The 17,851-nt window shown below is 70.8% G+C and carries 11 protein-coding genes; 3 read left to right on the top strand and 8 right to left on the bottom strand.

Features of this window, described 5'->3' with window-relative positions:
* Positions 1-11 precede the first annotated feature (11 nt).
* From cydB to AK36_RS15305, 3 genes are all read left to right on the top strand, one after another.
* On the top strand, positions 12-1,148 hold the full coding sequence (gene cydB / locus AK36_RS15315; RefSeq protein WP_011886081.1) for a cytochrome d ubiquinol oxidase subunit II: 1,137 nt from the start codon (positions 12-14) through the stop codon (positions 1,146-1,148).
* 54 nt (positions 1,149-1,202) lie between these two features.
* Positions 1,203-1,325 carry a cytochrome bd-I oxidase subunit CydX gene (cydX, locus tag AK36_RS31190; RefSeq protein ID WP_014723679.1) on the top strand — a complete coding sequence of 41 codons (123 nt, stop codon included), beginning with the start codon at positions 1,203-1,205 and terminating at the stop codon, positions 1,323-1,325.
* 563 nt (positions 1,326-1,888) lie between these two features.
* Entirely contained in the window at positions 1,889-4,396 is a 2,508-nt protein-coding gene (locus tag AK36_RS15305; RefSeq protein WP_045578765.1) for a family 20 glycosylhydrolase, read from the top strand.
* A 183-nt stretch (positions 4,397-4,579) separates the two neighbouring features.
* Here the strand turns inward: AK36_RS15305 and nagE are convergent, their stop codons facing one another.
* From nagE to imuA, 8 genes are all read right to left on the bottom strand, one after another.
* Entirely contained in the window at positions 4,580-6,355 is a 1,776-nt protein-coding gene (gene nagE / locus AK36_RS15300; protein WP_045578764.1) for an N-acetylglucosamine-specific PTS transporter subunit IIBC, read from the bottom strand.
* An 88-nt stretch (positions 6,356-6,443) separates the two neighbouring features.
* A complete protein-coding gene (ptsP, locus tag AK36_RS15295; RefSeq protein WP_045578763.1) occupies positions 6,444-9,056 on the bottom strand; it encodes a phosphoenolpyruvate--protein phosphotransferase in 2,613 nt (870 codons plus the stop codon).
* A 15-nt stretch (positions 9,057-9,071) separates the two neighbouring features.
* Positions 9,072-10,079, bottom strand: a complete 1,008-nt coding sequence (locus AK36_RS15290) for an SIS domain-containing protein (RefSeq protein ID WP_045578762.1) — start codon at positions 10,077-10,079, stop codon at positions 9,072-9,074.
* Positions 10,072-11,175: an N-acetylglucosamine-6-phosphate deacetylase gene (nagA, locus tag AK36_RS15285; RefSeq protein WP_011886086.1), complete on the bottom strand. Its 1,104-nt coding sequence runs from the start codon at positions 11,173-11,175 to the stop codon at positions 10,072-10,074. Before nagA ends, AK36_RS15290 begins: the two co-directional genes overlap by 8 nt.
* 134 nt (positions 11,176-11,309) lie before the next feature.
* Positions 11,310-12,044, bottom strand: a complete 735-nt coding sequence (locus tag AK36_RS15280; protein WP_011886087.1) for a GntR family transcriptional regulator — start codon at positions 12,042-12,044, stop codon at positions 11,310-11,312.
* Positions 12,045-12,447: 403 nt separating this feature from the next.
* Positions 12,448-15,663, bottom strand: a complete 3,216-nt coding sequence (locus AK36_RS15275) for an error-prone DNA polymerase (RefSeq protein ID WP_011886088.1) — start codon at positions 15,661-15,663, stop codon at positions 12,448-12,450.
* A 6-nt stretch (positions 15,664-15,669) separates the two neighbouring features.
* The gene (locus tag AK36_RS15270; RefSeq protein WP_045578761.1) at positions 15,670-17,157 is read right to left on the bottom strand and encodes a Y-family DNA polymerase; all 1,488 of its coding nucleotides are present in this window, start codon (positions 17,155-17,157) and stop codon (positions 15,670-15,672) included.
* On the bottom strand, positions 17,090-17,797 hold the full coding sequence (gene imuA / locus AK36_RS15265; protein WP_011886090.1) for a translesion DNA synthesis-associated protein ImuA: 708 nt from the start codon (positions 17,795-17,797) through the stop codon (positions 17,090-17,092). The genes AK36_RS15270 and imuA overlap by 68 nt, the downstream gene beginning before the upstream one ends.
* Between the last annotated feature and the right edge of the window lie 54 nt (positions 17,798-17,851).

Raw genomic sequence — 17,851 nt, 5'->3', positions numbered from 1 at the left:
AAGGAATCGCTATGGACTACGCAACTCTCAAGCTGATCTGGTGGCTGCTCGTCGGCGTGCTGCTGGTCGGCTTCGCCGTCACGGACGGCTTCGACATGGGCGCAACCGCGCTGCTGCCGTTCCTCGGCAAGACCGACGACGAACGCCGCATCATCGTCAACACGGTCGGCGCGACGTGGGAAGGCAACCAGGTGTGGCTGATCACGGCAGGCGGCGCGATGTTCGCAGCCTGGCCGCTCGTCTACGCCGCATCGTTCTCCGGCTTCTACTTCGCGATGCTGCTCGTGCTGTTCGCGCTGTTCTTCCGGCCGGTCGGCTTCGACTACCGCAGCAAGCGGCCCGATCCGCGCTGGCGCGCGGGCTGGGACTGGGCGCTGTTCGTCGGCGGCTTCGTCCCGGCGCTGGTGTTCGGCGTCGCGTTCGGCAACCTGCTGCAAGGCGTGCCGTTCCAGTTCGACACCGACCTGCGCGTCACTTACTACGGCGGCTTCTGGGCGCTGCTGAACCCGTTCGCGCTGCTCTGCGGGCTGGTCAGCCTCACGATGCTCGTCGCGCACGGCGCCGCATTCATCAAGATGAAGACGGACGGCGCGATCGCGCGCCGCGCGTCGGTCGCACTGCGCGTGTCGTCGTTCCTCGCCGTCGTGCTGTTCGTGCTGGCCGGCGTGCTGGTCGCGTCGTACATCGGCGGCTTCCACATCACCCATGCCGCGCCGACCGACACGGTCGCGAACCCGCTGTTGAAGGACGTCGCCGCCGGCTCGGGCCTGTGGCTGTCGAACTACCACGAATTCCCGTGGATGATCGCTGCGCCCGTCGTCGGCATCGCGGGCGGCCTGCTTGCGCTGCTGCTCGCCGGCTCGAAGCAGGAAAAGACCGCGTTCTTCTGCACCGGCCTGATGATCGCCGGCGTGATCATGACGGCAGGCTTCTCGATGTTCCCGTTCATCATGCCGTCGTCGCTCGACCCGCGTAGCAGCCTGACCGTCTGGGATTCGACGTCCAGCCACAAGACGCTGCAGGTGATGCTGATCGCGGTGATCGTGTTCCTGCCGATCGTCCTGCTCTACACGGGCTGGGTGTATCGCGTGATGCGCGGCAAGGTCACGCATCAGGCGCTCGAAGAGAACAAGCACTCGATGTATTGAACTCGGCCGGGGGCGCACGGCGCCCTCGTCCACCGTTTCGCAAGGAGTCGGACCATGTGGTATTTCAGCTGGATTCTCGGTATGGGCGTCGCGCTGTCGTTCGGCATCGTCAACGCGATGTGGCTCGAAGCGCGGCAGAAGCCGCAGGAAGCAGCGGTGCGTACGCGCCGCGACTGACCCGCGGACGGCGGCAGATCGCTGCGCCGCCGTCGTCCGGAAAGAACCTCGCCTCGCGCGAGGTTTTTTTTCGTCCGCACGCGGCGCGCATGCCGGTGACGCCGATGCCAATTTAGCGCCAGATTGATACCACTTTAATACCAATCAAAGGTTTCATAAGATCGTTGGACACGGCCGCCGCGAGGCCGGATCCATCTGGTGGGGCAGACATGCGCATCCCGTGTCAGGCGCGCGCACGCGCGCCGTTTCGCCGGCCGCACGCAGCGGCTGATCGCCGTGCAGCGGCGTATCGCGTGGCCGGCCTGGCGCAGCGCGGCCACGACCCCCGCGTCGACTCCGCCGCGGCCGCTCTCCCTCGATGAACACCGCGTCACGCGCCGGCCGCCCCGATCGGCACGCGCGCCCGCCTCCCGTTCCGTAATGCACGCGCGTCGCGTGCCGAACCCGCGCGGGGCGATCCGCTCGCACCGCGCGTCGATGTCCCCGCAGCTCCGTTGAAAGACCCGATCGCAGCGACGTCATCCGACGCCGCCGCGGCGCCACCCTTTTTCTCAGGAGTTCCAATGAAACGCCCGTTGCCCTTCCTGTTTGCCGGCGTGCTGATCGCGGCGCTGCTGCCGTCCGCAAGCCGCGCCGAACCCGTGCCGGCCGGCGCCGGCTCGGTGGCCGCCTCGGTGGTCGTGCCGGCCGCCGGCATCGCGCGGCCCGCCATGCAGCCGGCCGACCTCGCCGCGTTGCTGTCGAACGGCCTCGCGCTGCGCGTCGCCGTGGACAACAACCATGCGGCGGCGGCCGGCGTGCCGTGCGCCGATCTCGGCGCCGACGGCGCCGCCTGCGCGACCGGCCGCCTGTTCCTGCAGAACCGCGGCCACCAGCCGATCGCCGACGGCGGCTGGAAGCTCTATCTGCACAGCATCCGACGGCTGCTGCGTATCGATCGTCCGGGCTTCGCGTTGCGGCGGCTCACGGGCGACCTGTACGAGCTGACGCCGCAGCCGGGCTCGCTGCGGCTCGCGCCCGGCGAGCGCATCGCGTTGCCGTTCGTCGCCGAATACTGGCTGCGACGCTACAGCGACGTGATACCGCGCCCGTATGTGGTGGTCGACGGCGCGCCGCCGGCGGTGCTGCGCTACAACGATACCGACGACGAACTGCGCTACGTCGAATCGCTGCCGGCCGATGCGCAGAACAGCTCGACCGGCAATGCGCCGCCGGTGGCCGCGCGGCCGGACGCGAGCCGCACGCTGCCGAGCGTGAAGCGCGAGCAGCGGCTGCCCGGCGCGCTCGAGCTGCGCGGCGTCGAGCTGGTGCTGCCCGAGTTGCCCGATGCGCAGGTCGCGGCGCTGCGCGAACGCGCGGCGACGCTCGGGCTGGACGGCGCCCGCGCGCGCGTGCGCGGCGTGGTCGCGCCGCGCCGGCTGCCGGCCGACATCGCGACGCCGGGCGGCTACCGGCTCGCGATCGGGCCGCGCGGCGTGCTCGTCGAAGGCTACGATCGCGCCGGCCTCTACTACGGCGTGCAGACGCTGTTCTCTCTCGCGCCGGCCGGCGGCGGCCCGGTTCCGGCACTGCTCGTCGAGGACGCGCCGCGCTTCACGCATCGCGGCATGCACGTCGATCTCGCGCGCAACTTTAAGCATCCGGCGACGCTGCGCCGCCTGATCGACCAGATGAGCGCGTACAAGCTCAACCGGCTGCACCTGCACCTGTCCGACGACGAAGGCTGGCGCATCGAGATCCCCGGGCTGCCCGAGCTGACCGACATCGGCGCGCGCCGCTGTCACGATCCGTCCGAGACGCGTTGCCTGCTGCCGCAGCTCGGCTCCGGTCCGGACAACCGCTCGGGCGGCGGCTATCTGACGCGCGCCGACTACGTCGCGCTGGTGCGCTACGCGGCCGACCGCTTCGTCGAGGTGATTCCCGAAATCGACATGCCGGCCCACGCGCGCGCGGCCGTCGTGTCGATGGAAGCGCGCTACCGGCGCCTGCATGCGGCCGGCCGCGACCAGGAGGCGAACGCGTATCGGCTGCTCGACCCGCAGGACACGTCGAACCTGACCACGGTGCAGTTCTACGATCGACGCAGCGATCTGAACCCGTGCGTGCCGGGCGCGCTGAACTTCGCGTCGAAGGTGATCCGCGAGATCGCGGCGATGCACGCGGACGCGCAGGCGCCGCTGCGGATCTGGCATTTCGGCGGCGACGAAGCGAAGAACATCCTGCTCGGCGGCGGCTTCCAGCCGCTGAACGGCACCGATCCGAACAAGGGGCGCATCGACCTCGCCGCACAGGACAAGCCGTGGGCGCGCTCGCCCGCGTGCGCGGCGCTGCTGCAGGGTGGCGAGATCCGCTCGATCGACGAGCTGCCGACGCGCTTCGCGAAACAGGTCAGCGCGGCGGTAGACGCGAACGGGATCGACACGATGGCCGCGTGGCAGGACGGCATCAAGCACGCGAGCGGGCCGCGCGATTTCAGTACGCGTCACGTGATGGTGTCGCTGTGGGACACGATCTTCTGGGGCGCGGCGGACAGCGCGCGCGACCTCAGCAACGCCGGCTATCTGACCGTGCTCGCGCTGCCCGACTACCTGTACTTCGACTTCCCGTACACGCTGAATCCGCGCGAGCGTGGCTATTACTGGGGGTCGCAGGCAACCGACGAGTACAAGGTGTTCTCGCTCGCGCCCGAGAACCTGCCGCAGAACGCCGAGGTGATGGGCGATCGCGACGGCAACGCGTTCGAGGCGACCGGCACGGGCCCCGCGCCGCGCATCGAGGGCATCCAGGGGCAGGCATGGGGCGAGGTGATGCGCAACGACACATTCCTCGAGTACATGGTGTATCCGCGGCTGCTCGCACTCGCCGAACGCGCGTGGCATCGCGCCGACTGGGAGCTGCCCTATGCGGCCGGCGTGCGCTACAAGCGCGGCGACACGCATCACGTCGACACCGCGGCACTCCAGCGAGACTGGGCCGGCTTCGCGACGCTCGTCGTCCAGCGCGAGCTGCCGAAGCTCGACCGTGCGGGGATCGGTTATCGGAAGCCGAGCTTCACGGTGACGAACCCGTAAGGGGCGCGCAGTTGCACGGGGTGGGCGAGGCGCGAGGCGGATCGGAGCACCGGCACTGAACACTGAGCAGTGGCACCGCCCCCAAAGTAAAAACGGCTTGCGCCCCATCGGTCGCAAGCCGTTTTCGTACTGGGGCCGGCAGCCGGCCCGCTGCGGCAACGCAGACAGACCGGCAGCGTCGCGTCAGGCCGGTTGCGCGGCCGCGCCGCCCCCGGTCGACGGCAGGCGTGCGCCGAGCTGCTGCGCATAGCGCGCGGCCGCATTGCCGCAGACGATGTGGAATGTGTCCGGCGACACCCATGCGGCGTCGAGCGTGCCGAGCCGTTCGCGATCGACGGCCGATGCGTCGCGCACGACCACGCGCAGCCGCGTGGTCGCGATCGCGTCGAGCGCTGCGACGTTGGTCGCGCCGCCGAACACCGCGAGCCAGCGCAGCGGATCGGGATCGAGCGGCCCGGCCGCCGCGCCCGTGACCGCTTGCGCCGTCGATTGCGCGGCCGCGGCCGGCGCTGCGGCTGCGGCCCCAGCCGTACCGCTGCCGATCACCGCCCGCATCTCGTCGGCGATGATGTCGGCCTCCGGCCCGATGATCACCTGCACGCTGTTGCCGCCGCGCTTGAGCACGCCGCGCGCGCCGATCGCCTTGAGCTCCGGCTCCGACACCTTGTCCGGATCGACGACACTCAGGCGCAGACGCGTCGTGCAGGCGTCGACGACCGTCAGGTTGCCCGCACCGCCGAGCGCAGCGATGTAGCGCTGCGCGCGCGGGGCCGCCACAGCCGCGCCGCCGGCCGGCGCGACGAAGCCGCCCGACGCGTACGATTCGGCCGCCGCATCGGCGCTGGCCGGCTCGCGGCCGGGCGTCGCCATGTTGAACTTGCGGATGAAGAAGCGGAACAACCCGTAGTACGCGACGCCGTACGCGATGCCGAGCGGAATCGCGATCCAGCCCTTCGTCGACAGCCCGTAGTTCAGCACGTAGTCGATCGCGCCGGCCGAGAACGTGAAGCCGAGCTTCACGCCGAGGATCTGGCAGATCGCGAGCGACAGCCCGGTCAGCACCGCGTGGATCACGTACAGCACCGGCGCGAGGAACATGAAGCTGAACTCGATCGGCTCGGTCACGCCGGTCAGGAACGACGTGAGCGCCATCGAGAACAGCAGGCCGCCGACCATCGCGCGGCGCTCCTTCGGCGCTTCGTGCAGCATCGCGAGACACGCGGCCGGCAGGCCGAACATCATGATCGGGAAGAAGCCGGCCATGAAGGTGCCCGCGGTCGGATCGCCCGCGAAGAAGCGGTGCAGGTCGCCGTGCACGATCTCGCCACCGGCCGGCGGCGTGAAGTTGCCGAACACGAACCACGCGAGCGAGTTGATGATGTGGTGCAGGCCCGTGACGAGCAGCAAGCGGTTCAGGAAGCCGAACACGAACGCGCCGATCGCACCCGCGGTCGTCAGCCATTGCCCGGCCGCGTCGATCGCATGCTGGATCGGCTGCCACACATAGCCGAACACGATGCCGAGCACCACGCACGCGAGCCCCGTGATGATCGGCACGAAGCGCTTGCCGCCGAAGAAGGCGAGGTAGTCGGGCAACTTGATGTCCTTGTAGCGGTTGTACAGCAAGCCCGCCACCACGCCCGCGATGATCCCGGACAGCACGCCCATGTTCAGCTTGGGATCGATGTCCTTCATGATCGCGGTTTCGATCAGATAGCCGATCGCGCCCGCGAGCGCCGCGACGCCGTTGTTGTCCTTCGCGAAGCCGACCGCCACGCCGATCGCGAACAGCAGCGGCAGGTTGTCGAAGATCGCCCCGCCGGCGTCGGCGATCATCTTGATGTTGAACACGTCCGGCTGGCCGAGGCGCAGCAGGATGCCGGCGACCGGCAACACCGCGATCGGCAGCATCAGGGCGCGGCCCAGCCCCTGTATCTTCAGAAACGGATTCCCGTCCATTCAGTCCTCCAGTCCATTGTCTCGTCGTGAAGCGTCGTTGACCTAATTGCTTTCGTGGTGATACGGGTCGCGCGCCCGCCGTCGACGTTCAGTCGAGCGGCCAGACCTCGCGGCTTGCTGCCCTTACCGCCTGTGCCGAGTCGAGTGCGAGCAGATCCTGCGCACGCTGGCGACACAGCTGGTAATCGAGACGGCGCACGCGCGCCTTGATGCCCGGCACCGCCACCGGGTCGACCGACAGCTCGGTCACGCCGAGGCCGACGAGGATCGGCACCGCGAGCGGATCGCCGCCGAGCGCGCCGCACACGCCGACCCACTTGCCATGCTTCGCCGCACCGCGCACCGCGATGTCGATCAGGCGCAGCACGGCCGGATGCAGGCCGTCGGACTGCGCGGCGAGGTCGGCCTGGCAGCGGTCCATCGCGAGCGTGTACTGCGTGAGGTCGTTGGTGCCGATCGACAGGAAATCCGCGTGCCGTGCGAGTTGATCGGCAAGCAGCGCCGCCGACGGCACCTCGATCATCACGCCGACCTCGATCGGCTCGGTACGGCCCTGCGCCCGCGCGAATTCGTCGATGCGCGCGCGCAGCCGCACGAGTTCGCCCGCGTCGGTAACCATCGGCAGCAGGATGCGCACCGCACCGAACGGCTTCACCGCGAGGAGGCCCTGCAGCTGATCGTCGAGCAGATCGGGGCGCACCTGCGCGAGCCGGATGCCGCGCAGGCCGAGCGCCGGATTCGGCTCCGGCGGCAGCGTCAGATAGTCGACTTCCTTGTCCGCGCCGACGTCGAGCGTGCGGATGATCGCGGTGCGGCCCTGCAGCGCGTCGACGATCGACTGGTAGCTCTGCCGGTGCTCGACGACGCTCGGCGCGGTTTGACGATGGATGAACATCAGCTCGGTGCGCAGCAGCCCGATCGAATCGGCGCCGTTGTCGAGCGCGGTGTTCGCGTCGTCGAGCGTCGCGATGTTCGCGGCGACTTCGATCGCGCGACCGTCGGCCGTCGCGGCGGCTTCGCGCGCATGTTGGCGGTTCGCTTCGCGCACGCCGTCGAGGCGCTCGCGTTCGTGGCGCGCACGCTCGACGTCGACCGCGCTCGGCGCGTGTTCGAGCCGGCCCGCGCTCGCGTCCACGACGACCTGCGTGCCGTCCGGAATCGCGTACAGCGCATCGCCGACCGCGACGAGCGCCGGGATGCCGAGCTGGCGCGCGATGATCGCCGCATGCGAGGTCGCGCCGCCGCGCGCCATCACGAGCGCGGTCACGCGTTCGCGATCGAGCGACGACAGGTCCGACGGCGTGAACTCCTCGGCGGCGAGCACAGCCTCGTCGGGCAGCGCGCGCGTCACGCCGCTCGTGTGGCCGAGCGCGCGCAGCACGCGCTTCTCGATGTCGCGCAGATCGGCCGCGCGCTCGGCGAGCAGCGCGTCGTCGAGCCGCGACAGCGTGTCGATCTGCGCGCGGATCGTCGCGCGCCACGCGAAGCCGGCGCTCTTGCCGAGGCTGATCTGGTCGCGCGCCGCGTCGACCAGCGTCGGATCCTCCAGCAGCACGCGATGCACCGCGAAAATGCCGGCCTCGCCCACCGCGCCGCGCGCGGACGCGTTGCGCACCGTTTCGCCGAGTTCGGCGTCGACCGCCTTCAGCGCCTGGTCGAGGCGGCGGCTTTCCGACGCGGGCGTGCCGCTCGCCGGTTCGGGCGGCACGATGTCGGCATCGTCGAGCCGCACCAGCGTGCCGACCGCGATGCCGGGCGCCGCACATACGCCCGCGAGCGTGTTCGGATCGAGGGGCGCACCGGCGCGCGCCGCGCCGTCGTCGTGCCGCAGCGTCGGCGGCGCCGGCGAGCGCAGCCGTGCCGGCGTCTCTTCCACTTCGCCGTGCGCTTCGCGCAGCAGCTCGCGCGCGACCGCGTCGACGGCCTGCTGCGCATGCGCGCCGCGGCCGATCAGCTCGACCGTCGCGCCTTCGCCGGCGCCGAGGCCGAGCAGGCCCACGACGCTCGCGATCGACGCGTGACGGCCGTCGAACTGCACGTCGACCGTCGCGTCGAAACCGCGCACGGATTCGCGCGCCCGCGCGGCCGGGCGCGCATGCAGGCCGCCCGGCTGCGTGAGCACGATCTGGCGGCGCACTTCGTGCGCCGAAGTCGCGGTCGCGGTCGCATGAGCGGCCTGCGTGGCCTGCCCGGCCGCTGCGCCGTTGGCGCGCAGCGTCAGCAGCGGCGTCTCGCCGGCCGTCGCGAAGCCGCTCGCGCGCTCGACGACGTCGAATGCATCCGAGTTCGCGATCGCGATCACCGACACGAGCGAATGCGCGCTGCGTGCGACCACGTCCTGATCGAACTCGATCAGCAGGTCGCCCGGCGCGACGTGCGCGCCGTCCTCGACGCGTGCGGTGAAGCCCTGCCCGTTCAGCTCGACGGTGTCGATGCCGATGTGCAGCAGCACTTGCGCGCCTTGCGGCGTCGTGATCGTCACCGCATGGCCGGTACGCGCCAGATGCGACACGACGCCCGCGCACGGCGCGACGAGCCGGCCCGCGAGCGGGTCGATGCCGATGCCGTCGCCGAACATCCCGCCGGCAAACACCGGATCGGGCACATCGGCCAGCGCGACGATCGGCCCGCTCAGCGGGGCGAGCAGGACGATCTGATCTTGGGCGGAACTCTTCAACTGGGACTCCTCGGCGCGTCTCATCGGCTGTCTCGGCTATCAGTGCGTTTCGGTGACTTTGTTCAGGTGACGCGGCGTGTCGGGATTGCGACCGCGCGCGACGGCGAGCTCGGCCGCCATCACGTAGAACGACAGAATGGCGGCGATCGGATCGAGCGCCGCATGGGCGGACTGCGCGAGCGGCAGGTTCGCGCCCGGCGTGCCGGCGGGCGCGGCGAGCAGCACCGCCGCGCCGCGTGCGCGCATGTCCTGCGCGAGCTGCAGCAGCCCGGCCTGCTCCGGCCCCGGCGGCGCGAACACGAGCAGCGGATAGTCGCGCTCGATCAGCTCCATCGGGCCGTGCCGGACTTCGGCGCTCGAAAATGCCTCGGCCTGGATGCCCGAGGTTTCCTTCAGCTTCAGCGCGGCTTCCTGCGCGATCGCGAGGCCAAGGCCGCGGCCGATCACGATCATCCGCTCGATGCCCGAAAACGCGGCCACCGCCGCCGACCAGTCGAGCCGGCCCGCTTGCGCGAGCACGTCGGGCAGGCCGCGCAACGCGGTGACCAGCGCGGCGTCGCGCTGCCAGAACGCGACGATCTGCGCGGACAGCGACAGCATTGCGATATAGCTCTTGGTCGCGGCGACCGACAGCTCGGGGCCGGCCAGCAGCGGCAACTGGTGCTCGCACGCATCGGCGAGCGGCGACGGCAGCACGTTGACGGCGGCGACGGTCCGCGCGCCAGCTTCGCGCAGCGCGGCCATCGTGTTGACGAGATCGGGGCTCTGGCCCGACTGGGAAAACGCGAGCGCGAGCTGGTCGTGCACCTTCAGCGGCGCCTGCTGCAAGGTCGCGACCGACATCGGCAGCGACGCGACCGGCACGCCGAGGCGGCTCATCGTCAGGCTCGCGAAATAGCTGGCGGCGTGATCCGAGCTGCCGCGCGCGACCGTCAGCGCGACGGCCGGCGGGTGATCGAGCAGCTGGCCGGCGAGCGCCTCGACGCGCGCGGTATCGGCGAGCTGCGCGGCGACGACCTGGGCGGCCTCGCGCGCTTCCTTAAGCATATTCGACAATCGATTCTCCTTCGACGTAGGTCGCGGTGAGGTTCAGGTCGCGATCGAATACCGCGAGGTCGGCCCATGCGCCGCGCTCAAGGCGGCCGCGGTCCGCGATGCCGAGGTAGTCGGCCGCGTAGCGCGACATGCGGTTCGACACGTCGGCGATCGGCAGGCCGAGCGACACGAGGTTGCGCAGCGCCTGATCCATCGTCAGCGTGCTGCCCGCGAGCGTGCCGTCGGCGAGCCGCACGCCGCCGAGGCACTTGGTCACGTGCTGGCTGCCGAGCCGGTATTCGCCGTCGGGCATGCCGGTGGCCGACGTGCTGTCGGTCACCACGTACAGGCGCGGGATCGCGCGCAGCGCCGCGCGGATCGCGCCGGGATGCACGTGCAGCAGGTCGGGGATGATTTCCGCGTACTCGGCATGCGCGAGCGCCGCGCCGACGAGGCCGGGGTTGCGGTGATGCAGCGGCGACATCGCGTTGAACAGATGCGTGAAGCCGCACGCGCCGTGCTTGAGCGCGGTGACCGCGTCGTCGTACGTCGCGAGCGAGTGGCCGAGCTGCACGCGCACGCCGCGCGCGGCCATCTCGCCGATGATCTCGATGTGGCCGGCGATCTCCGGGGCAAGCGTGACCACGCGGATCGGCGCGATCGACAGGTATTTCAGCACTTCGTCGAGCACGGCCGACACGGCCGCGTCCGGTTGCGCGCCGAGCTTGCCGGGGTTGATGTACGGCCCTTCGAGATGCACGCCGAGCACGCGTGCGCCGCCCGGCGTGCGCGCGCGCGCGGCGGTGCCGAGGTTCGCGACGACTTCCATCAGCTCGTCGCGCGGCGCGGTCATCGTGGTGGCGAGCAGGCTCGTCGTGCCGAACTGCGCGTGGGTGCGCGCGATCGTCTCGATCGCGTCGCCGCCTTCCATCACGTCGGCGCCGCCGCCGCCGTGCACGTGCAGATCGATGAAGCCGGGCAGGATGTACGGCGCGTCGTTGTTGGCCGGGTCGGCGGGCGTGCCGTCGACCATCGTGATGCGGCCGTTCTCGCTGTCGAGCGAGCCGTGAATCCAGCCGTCGGGGGTGAGGATGTTGCCAGTCAGCATGACGTTTCTCTTGATGATCCGGTGACGCGGAGCGCCGCGTCGCGATGTGCCAGTTCGTTGGGATGCATTGCGCGCGATTGCGTTCCGTTGCGTTGCATTGCGTTCCAGTCGTGTGGCGCGCGCAGTCTCGCGCGTCAGCGTTTCAGTTCGGCGACGAAGTCGTAATAGTCGTCGCGGCAATACGATTCGGTCACTTCGAGCGCGCGCTGATCGGCGCCATAGCCGATCCGCCTGATCACGAGCAGCGCCGCGCCCGGCTTCACGCCCATCCATTTCGCGATCTCGTGCGTCGCGTTGGCCGCGCGAAAGTGCTGCAGCGCGCGCACGACGCTCGACCCGCGCGCCTCCAGATAGTCGTACAGCGATGCGCCGAGCGCCTGCGGATCGGGCAGCACCGCGGCCGGCAGCGTCGAGTGCTCGACGGCCATCACGGTGCCGTCCGCGCGGCGCAGCCGCTCGAGCCGCGCGACCGTCGCGCCCGGCGCGAGCCCCAGATGCGCGATTTCGTCGCGACTCGCGACGCGCAGCGTGCGCGCGAGCCACACCGAATCGGGGATGAAGCCGCGCTGCCGCATCTTCTCGGTGAAGCCGACGAGCCGCGACAGCGGATCGGCGACGCGCGGCGTGATGAAGCTGCCCGCCCCGCGCACCCGCCGGATCAGCCCCTGCTCGACCAGCAGCGCGAGCGCGCGGCGCGCCGTGATGCGCGATACGCCGACCGTGTCCGACAGCAGCCGCTCCGACGGCAGCGCCTCGCCCGCGCGCCACGCGCCAGCGTGGATCGCGCTCGCCAGATTGCGGGCGAGCTGCAGATACAGCGGCGTGTCGTCGAGGGGATCGGGCGCCAGTTCGGAGCAGCCGGTTTCCATATGCCTTTGCGGGTCGGACGACGGCCGTCGAGCCGTCGAGCCGTCGAGCCGTCGAAAGTGAACGCATTATATAACCACAATAATACCAGTCAACGAACTGGTATTAGACTCGTGGAAATCGCGGAAAGCCTTGTCCGACAAGCGGTTTAGTCGCAATAAGTCCTTTGTTTACAAGGCGATGCGGGATAGGTATTTACCCGGAGTGGTATGCAAAGGGACGGGTTGCAGCCTCGCCTCGGCGTGCGAAACGAGGCAAAAACGATACCGGAATAGAACCAGTTAGGGCCACTGGTATGCATGCGACCGAGCGGGGTGCGGGTGAGCCGGGATGACCGGTGTATGGATGAGCGTTTCGCGGTGAGCGGTGAGCGGCAATCGACACGCCCCGCCCTCTGTCGCGCCCTCAGTGAAATTCCCGGCTCGACGTGCGCAGGCCGCCGAGCAGCGGCGTCAGATCCTCGAAATGCTGCGCGACGAGGTGCCTCACGTCGCTGACGACCTGCCACACGCCCGACGCAGCGAGCAGCCGCGAGTCAAGCGTTTCGCGCCGCTGCCGGGCGAGCAGCTCGGGCCGCACGATCACGTTCACGCAGCCCGTTTCGTCTTCGAGCGTCATGAACATCACGCCCTTCGCGGTGCCCGGCATCTGCCGCGCGATCACGAGCCCGCACGCGCGCGCGAGCCGGCCGTCGGGACGGTCGCGCAGCTCGGCCGCGGACGACAGCCGCTGCGCGCGCAACGCGGGCCGCAGCAGCGCGACCGGATGGCGGTTCAGCGTCAGGCCGATGGTGTGATAGTCGGCGAGGATGTCGTCGGCTTCGGACGGCGCGCCGAGCGCCGGCTGCTCCGTTTCGTCGATCGGCGCGGCGGCGAGCAGGTCGCGCTCGGGCGCCGCGGCGACGGCCTGCCACAATGCGTCGCGGCGATGGCCGGCGAGCGCCGCCAGCGCGTTCGCGGCGGCGAGCGCCTCGAGATCGCGCCGCTCGAGCTGCGCGCGGCGCGCGAGCGCGTCGACGCTGTCGAACGGGCCGGCCGCGCGCGCGGCCTCGATGCGCCGCGCGGCCGCCTCGCCGAGCCCGCGCACGAGCGCCAGGCCGAGCCGCACCGCCGGCTGGCCGTGTGGCGGCGGCTGACCGGGCAGCGCTTCGAGCGACGTCTCCCAGCCGCTTTGCGTGACGTCGGCCGGCAGCACCTGCACGCCGTGGCGCTTCGCGTCCTGCACGAGCTGCGCGGGCGCATAGAAACCCATCGGCTGGCTGTTCAGCAGCGCCGCGACGAAGATCGCGGGCTCGTGGCACTTGAGCCAGCTGCTCGCATACGCGAGTTTCGCGAAGCTGGCCGCGTGGCTTTCGGGGAAGCCGTATTCGCCGAAGCCCTTGATCTGCTCGAAGATCTGCTCGGCGAATTCACGGGTGTAATTACGCGCGAGCATCCCTTCGACGATCTTGTCGTGATACTTCTCGAGATTGCCCTTGCGCTTCCACGCGGCCATCGCGCGCCGCAGCTCGTCGGCCTCGCCCGGCGTGAAGCCCGCCGCGACGATCGCGATCTGCATCACCTGCTCCTGGAAGATCGGCACGCCGAGGGTGCGCTCGAGCACCTCCTTGAGCGCGTCGCTCGGATAGGTGACCTTGCCTTGCTCCTCGCCGGACATGATCCGGCGCCGCTTCAGGTACGGATGCACGGCGCCGCCCTGGATCGGCCCGGGCCGCACGATCGACACCTGGACGACGAGGTCGTAGTAGTTGCGCGGCTTCAGCCGCGGCAGCATCGACATCTGCGCGCGCGACTCGATCTGGAACACGCCCACCGTATCGGCCCGGCAGATCATGTCGTAAGTCGCCTCGTCGTCCTGCGGGACGTGCTTCATCGTGAACGGCTCGCCGTCCGGCTGCGGGCCGCGCCACGCGGTGCGCAGGTCGAAGGCGCGATGCAGCGCCGACAGCATGCCGAGCGCGAGCACGTCGACCTTCATCAGGCCGAGCGCTTCGAGATCGTCCTTGTCCCACTGGATCACGCGCCGCCCGTCCATCGCCGCGTTCTCGACCGGCACGAGCCGCGTGAGCTTGCCGCGGCTGATCACGAAGCCGCCCGAGTGCTGCGACAGGTGGCGCGGAAAGTTCAGCAGCCGCGCGGCGAGCGTGGCCCACGTGGCGATCAGCGGCGTGGCCGGATCGAGCCCGGTCGACGCGAACTGCTTCAGCAGATCGCGGCTGCCGTCGAACCAGCGGTGCGCCTTCGCGACGCGGTCGACCAGCATCGGATCGACGCCGAGCGCCTTGCCGGTTTCGCGCAGCACGCCGCGCGGGCGGTAGGTCGAGACGGCGGCGGCGATCGCCGCGCGATCCTTGCCGTACTTCCGGTAGATGTGCTGAATCACCTCTTCGCGGCGCTGGTGCTCGAAGTCGACGTCGATGTCGGGCGGCTCGCCGCGCTTCTCGCTGATGAAGCGCTCGAACAGCATCGTGCTCTGATCGGGATCGACCTCGGTGATGCCGAGGCAATAGCAGACGACCGAATTCGCAGCCGAGCCGCGGCCCTGGCACAGGATGTTCCGGCTGCGCGCGAATTTGACGATGTCGTAGACGGTCAGGAAGAACGGCTCGTAGCTCAGCTTCGCGATCAGGTCGAGCTCATGGCGGATCAGCTTCGCGACCTTCTCCGGCACCCCGCGCGGATAACGCGCGCGCGCGCCGGCGAGGGTTTCCTGTTCCAGATAGCGCGTCGGCGTGAGCCCCGCCGGCACGATCTCGTCGGGATACTCGTAGCGCAGCGAGCCGAGCTCGAAATCGCACGCGTCGAGAATCTCGCAGGTTTGCGCTATCTCGTCCGGCGAGTACAGCTGCCCGATGCGCTGCCGCGACCGCAGGTGCTGCTCGGCATTCGGCGCCAGCGCGTAGCCGCACTCGGCCACCGGCATGCCGACGCGGATCGCCGTCATCACGTCCTGCAACGGCTTGCACGAGCGCCGGTGCATCGTCACGTCGCCGAGCGCGACGACGGGCACGCCGCGCCGCTCGCCGGCCGCGCGGATCTCCTCGCGCTGCGCGCCGTCGAGCGCGCGCTGCAACTGCACGAGCCCGAGCCGCGCGCGCTCGCCGAAGGTCGCGCGAAACCATGCGACCTGCGCATCGAGCACGTCGGCGCGCACCGGATACACGGGCACGAGGATCGCGAAACAGTCGGGCATGCCGCGCAGGTGCGCGAACGCCGCAGGCGGCGCCGACAGCATCCGCGACGTCAGCGTGTAGGTGCCCTTCGGCGCCGCCATGCGCCGCCAGGAAATCAGCTCGGCAAGATTGCCGTAGCCCTCGCGGTTCTGCGCGAGCAGCACGAGCCCGAAGGCGCCGGGCCCCGGATCGTGGCCCGGCGCGACCTCATCGGGCGTGACGGCGAAATACGCGCCGACGACGAGCGGCAGCCCTTGCGCCTGCGCGGCGACATGCATGCGCGGCGCGCCGGCCAGCGAGCATTCGTCGGTGATCGCGAGGCCGCGATAGCCGAGCTCCGCCGCGCGCGCGACGAGCTCCTCCGCATGCGACGCGCCATGCAGGAACGAGAAGTTCGAGCGGCAGAACAACTCCGCGTAGTCGGGCAGCCAGGTGATTTGCGCGGCCATCGTCGCTCACCCGAACAGGCCGTGCAGGAACCAGCGCGGCTCGGCCGCGCTTTCGGAACGCTCGAGGAACACCCAGTAGCACGCGCCCGCTTCGTCGTGCGCGACGTGGTAGTCGCGCGCCACGTGCTGCCCGTCGAACCAGCCGCCTTCGATCCGCTCGGCCGACGACATCATCCTGAGCGGCGTATGGAATACCGGCCGCTCGCCGCGCATCAGCAGCGGCAACGGCTCGGCCAGCAGCCATGCGGGACGCGGCGGCGCGTCGGGCGGCCCGGCCGCGGCCTTGCCCGCCTGCGCGTCGAGCGGCAGCCAGCGGTTGGCGGCCTCCGGACGGTGATCGGCGACGCGCGCCGCGCGCAGCACGTTGTCCGCGCCGAGCCGCGCCGACAGCAGCTCGAACAGCCGCGCGCGCGTCTCGCGCGTGCCGCCCGGCTCCGGAAACAGATCGTCGGCCGGCGGCGCGACCGATTCGACGCGCGTGGCCTTCAGCCGCACCGCGATCACCGCGGCCGGCAGCTCGACGCGCGCGAGCCGCTCGCCGAGCAGCCGCATGAAGTGCGCTTCGTCGCGCACGGGCGCGGCGAACGCGAGCTCCAGCGCGGTCGGCGGCACGGCCTGGCGGCCGCGCTCGTGCTCGAGATCGAACGTCATCGCGGCGAGCGACAGCTGGCGCGCGGCCAGCCAGCCGCAGAGCTGTACCACGAGCCGCTGCGCGGCGAACAGCACGGCTTGCGCGTATTCGACGCGCTCCGGCAGCTCGAGCCGCACGTCGAAGACGGGCGGCACCGTCATCCATGCGAGCGGCTCGAGCGCATCGCCGTACGCGCGATCGAGCGCCGCGAGCAGCGCGGGCCCGCAGCGGCGCTGCAGCCCGGCGCGCGGCAGCGCGCGCAGATCGGCGAGCGTGCGGCAGCCGAGCCCGTCGAGCCAGCCCGCATACGGACGCGCATCCGGCAGCAGCACGCACGGCAACCGATCGAGCGTGCGGCCGAGCGAAGCCGGTCGCGCCACGCGGCGCCGCACCCGCGCACGCGCCGACGTGCGCGCGAGCAGCCACGCGCCGCGCCCGGTCGGCGCGGCCGACAGGTGCGCCGCATAGCCGAGCGCCGCGAGCGTCGCGCGCACCTGGCGGCACAGCGACGGCAAGCCGCCGAACAGCCGCAGGCTCGGGCCGACGTCGACGATCAGCGTCGCTTCGTCGTCGAGCGCGACGCACGGCGAGAAGCGCAGCAACGCGAGCGCGACGGCGCGCAGCGCGTCGGCCTCGCGCGCCGGATCGCGCTCGACGAGCCGCGTGCCGGGCGCGAGCGTCAGCACGCCGCCGCGCTTCATGCCCGCGCGCACGCCGTGCCGGCGCGCGGGCGCGTCGGCAATCAGCACGACGCCCTGCTCGAGCACCGCGCAGCCGGCCGCGCCGGCTTCTGCGTCAGACGGCGGCGGGGCGCACACGTCGAGCGGCAGGCGCGGCAGATGGATGCCGAGCAAGACGCGCATAGCGGCTCTCCACGATGGGCGACGGCAATTCGAGCGCGAGCGGTTCGCTGCGCGCGGGCCCGCGACGCTTGACGATGTCGAGCGACACGCCGCCCGGCACCGGATGCAGCGCGACGCGCAGCACGGCCGGCGACGGCTGCCGCACGGCCGACAGCGCGCGCAGCATCACGAACAGCGTGTCGCCGGTGCGCGCGGCCGCCAGATGCAGGCGCCGCAGTGCATCGGGCCGCGCGTCCTGCCACAGCAGCAGCGCTCCGCAGCAGCCCGTCTTGAGCGCCTGCTCGGCGGCCCACAACGCGTCGGTACGGCTGCCCGCGCGCAGCCACAGCAGCGCATCGGACGGCACGCCGAGGGCGGCCAGCGCGCTCGCATGCGGCGCATGGGGCGGCGCGACCAGCGCGAGCGGACGCCGCGCGCTGACCGACTGCGCGAGCGCGGGCGCGAGCAGGCGCATCTCGCCGCAGCCCGGCTGCGCGGCCAGCAGCTCGACGAGTGCGCCGACCGGCCAGCCGCCGCCCGGCAGCTCGGCGGACAGCGACGCGAAGCCCGTGTCGATCGTGCGCGGGCCGCCGCGCGCGAGCTGCGAGCCGCGCCACAGCGACGGATGAAGGGATTCGGGAGAAATGGAGGATGCGAGCATGACGCCACCCACAACTGTATGGATATACAGTATATGGCAATGCGCCCGCGTCGC

This window comes from Burkholderia vietnamiensis LMG 10929 (genome assembly GCF_000959445.1).
Taxonomy (GTDB): domain Bacteria; phylum Pseudomonadota; class Gammaproteobacteria; order Burkholderiales; family Burkholderiaceae; genus Burkholderia; species Burkholderia vietnamiensis.
This window is presented reverse-complemented; position numbering and strand designations above follow the sequence as displayed.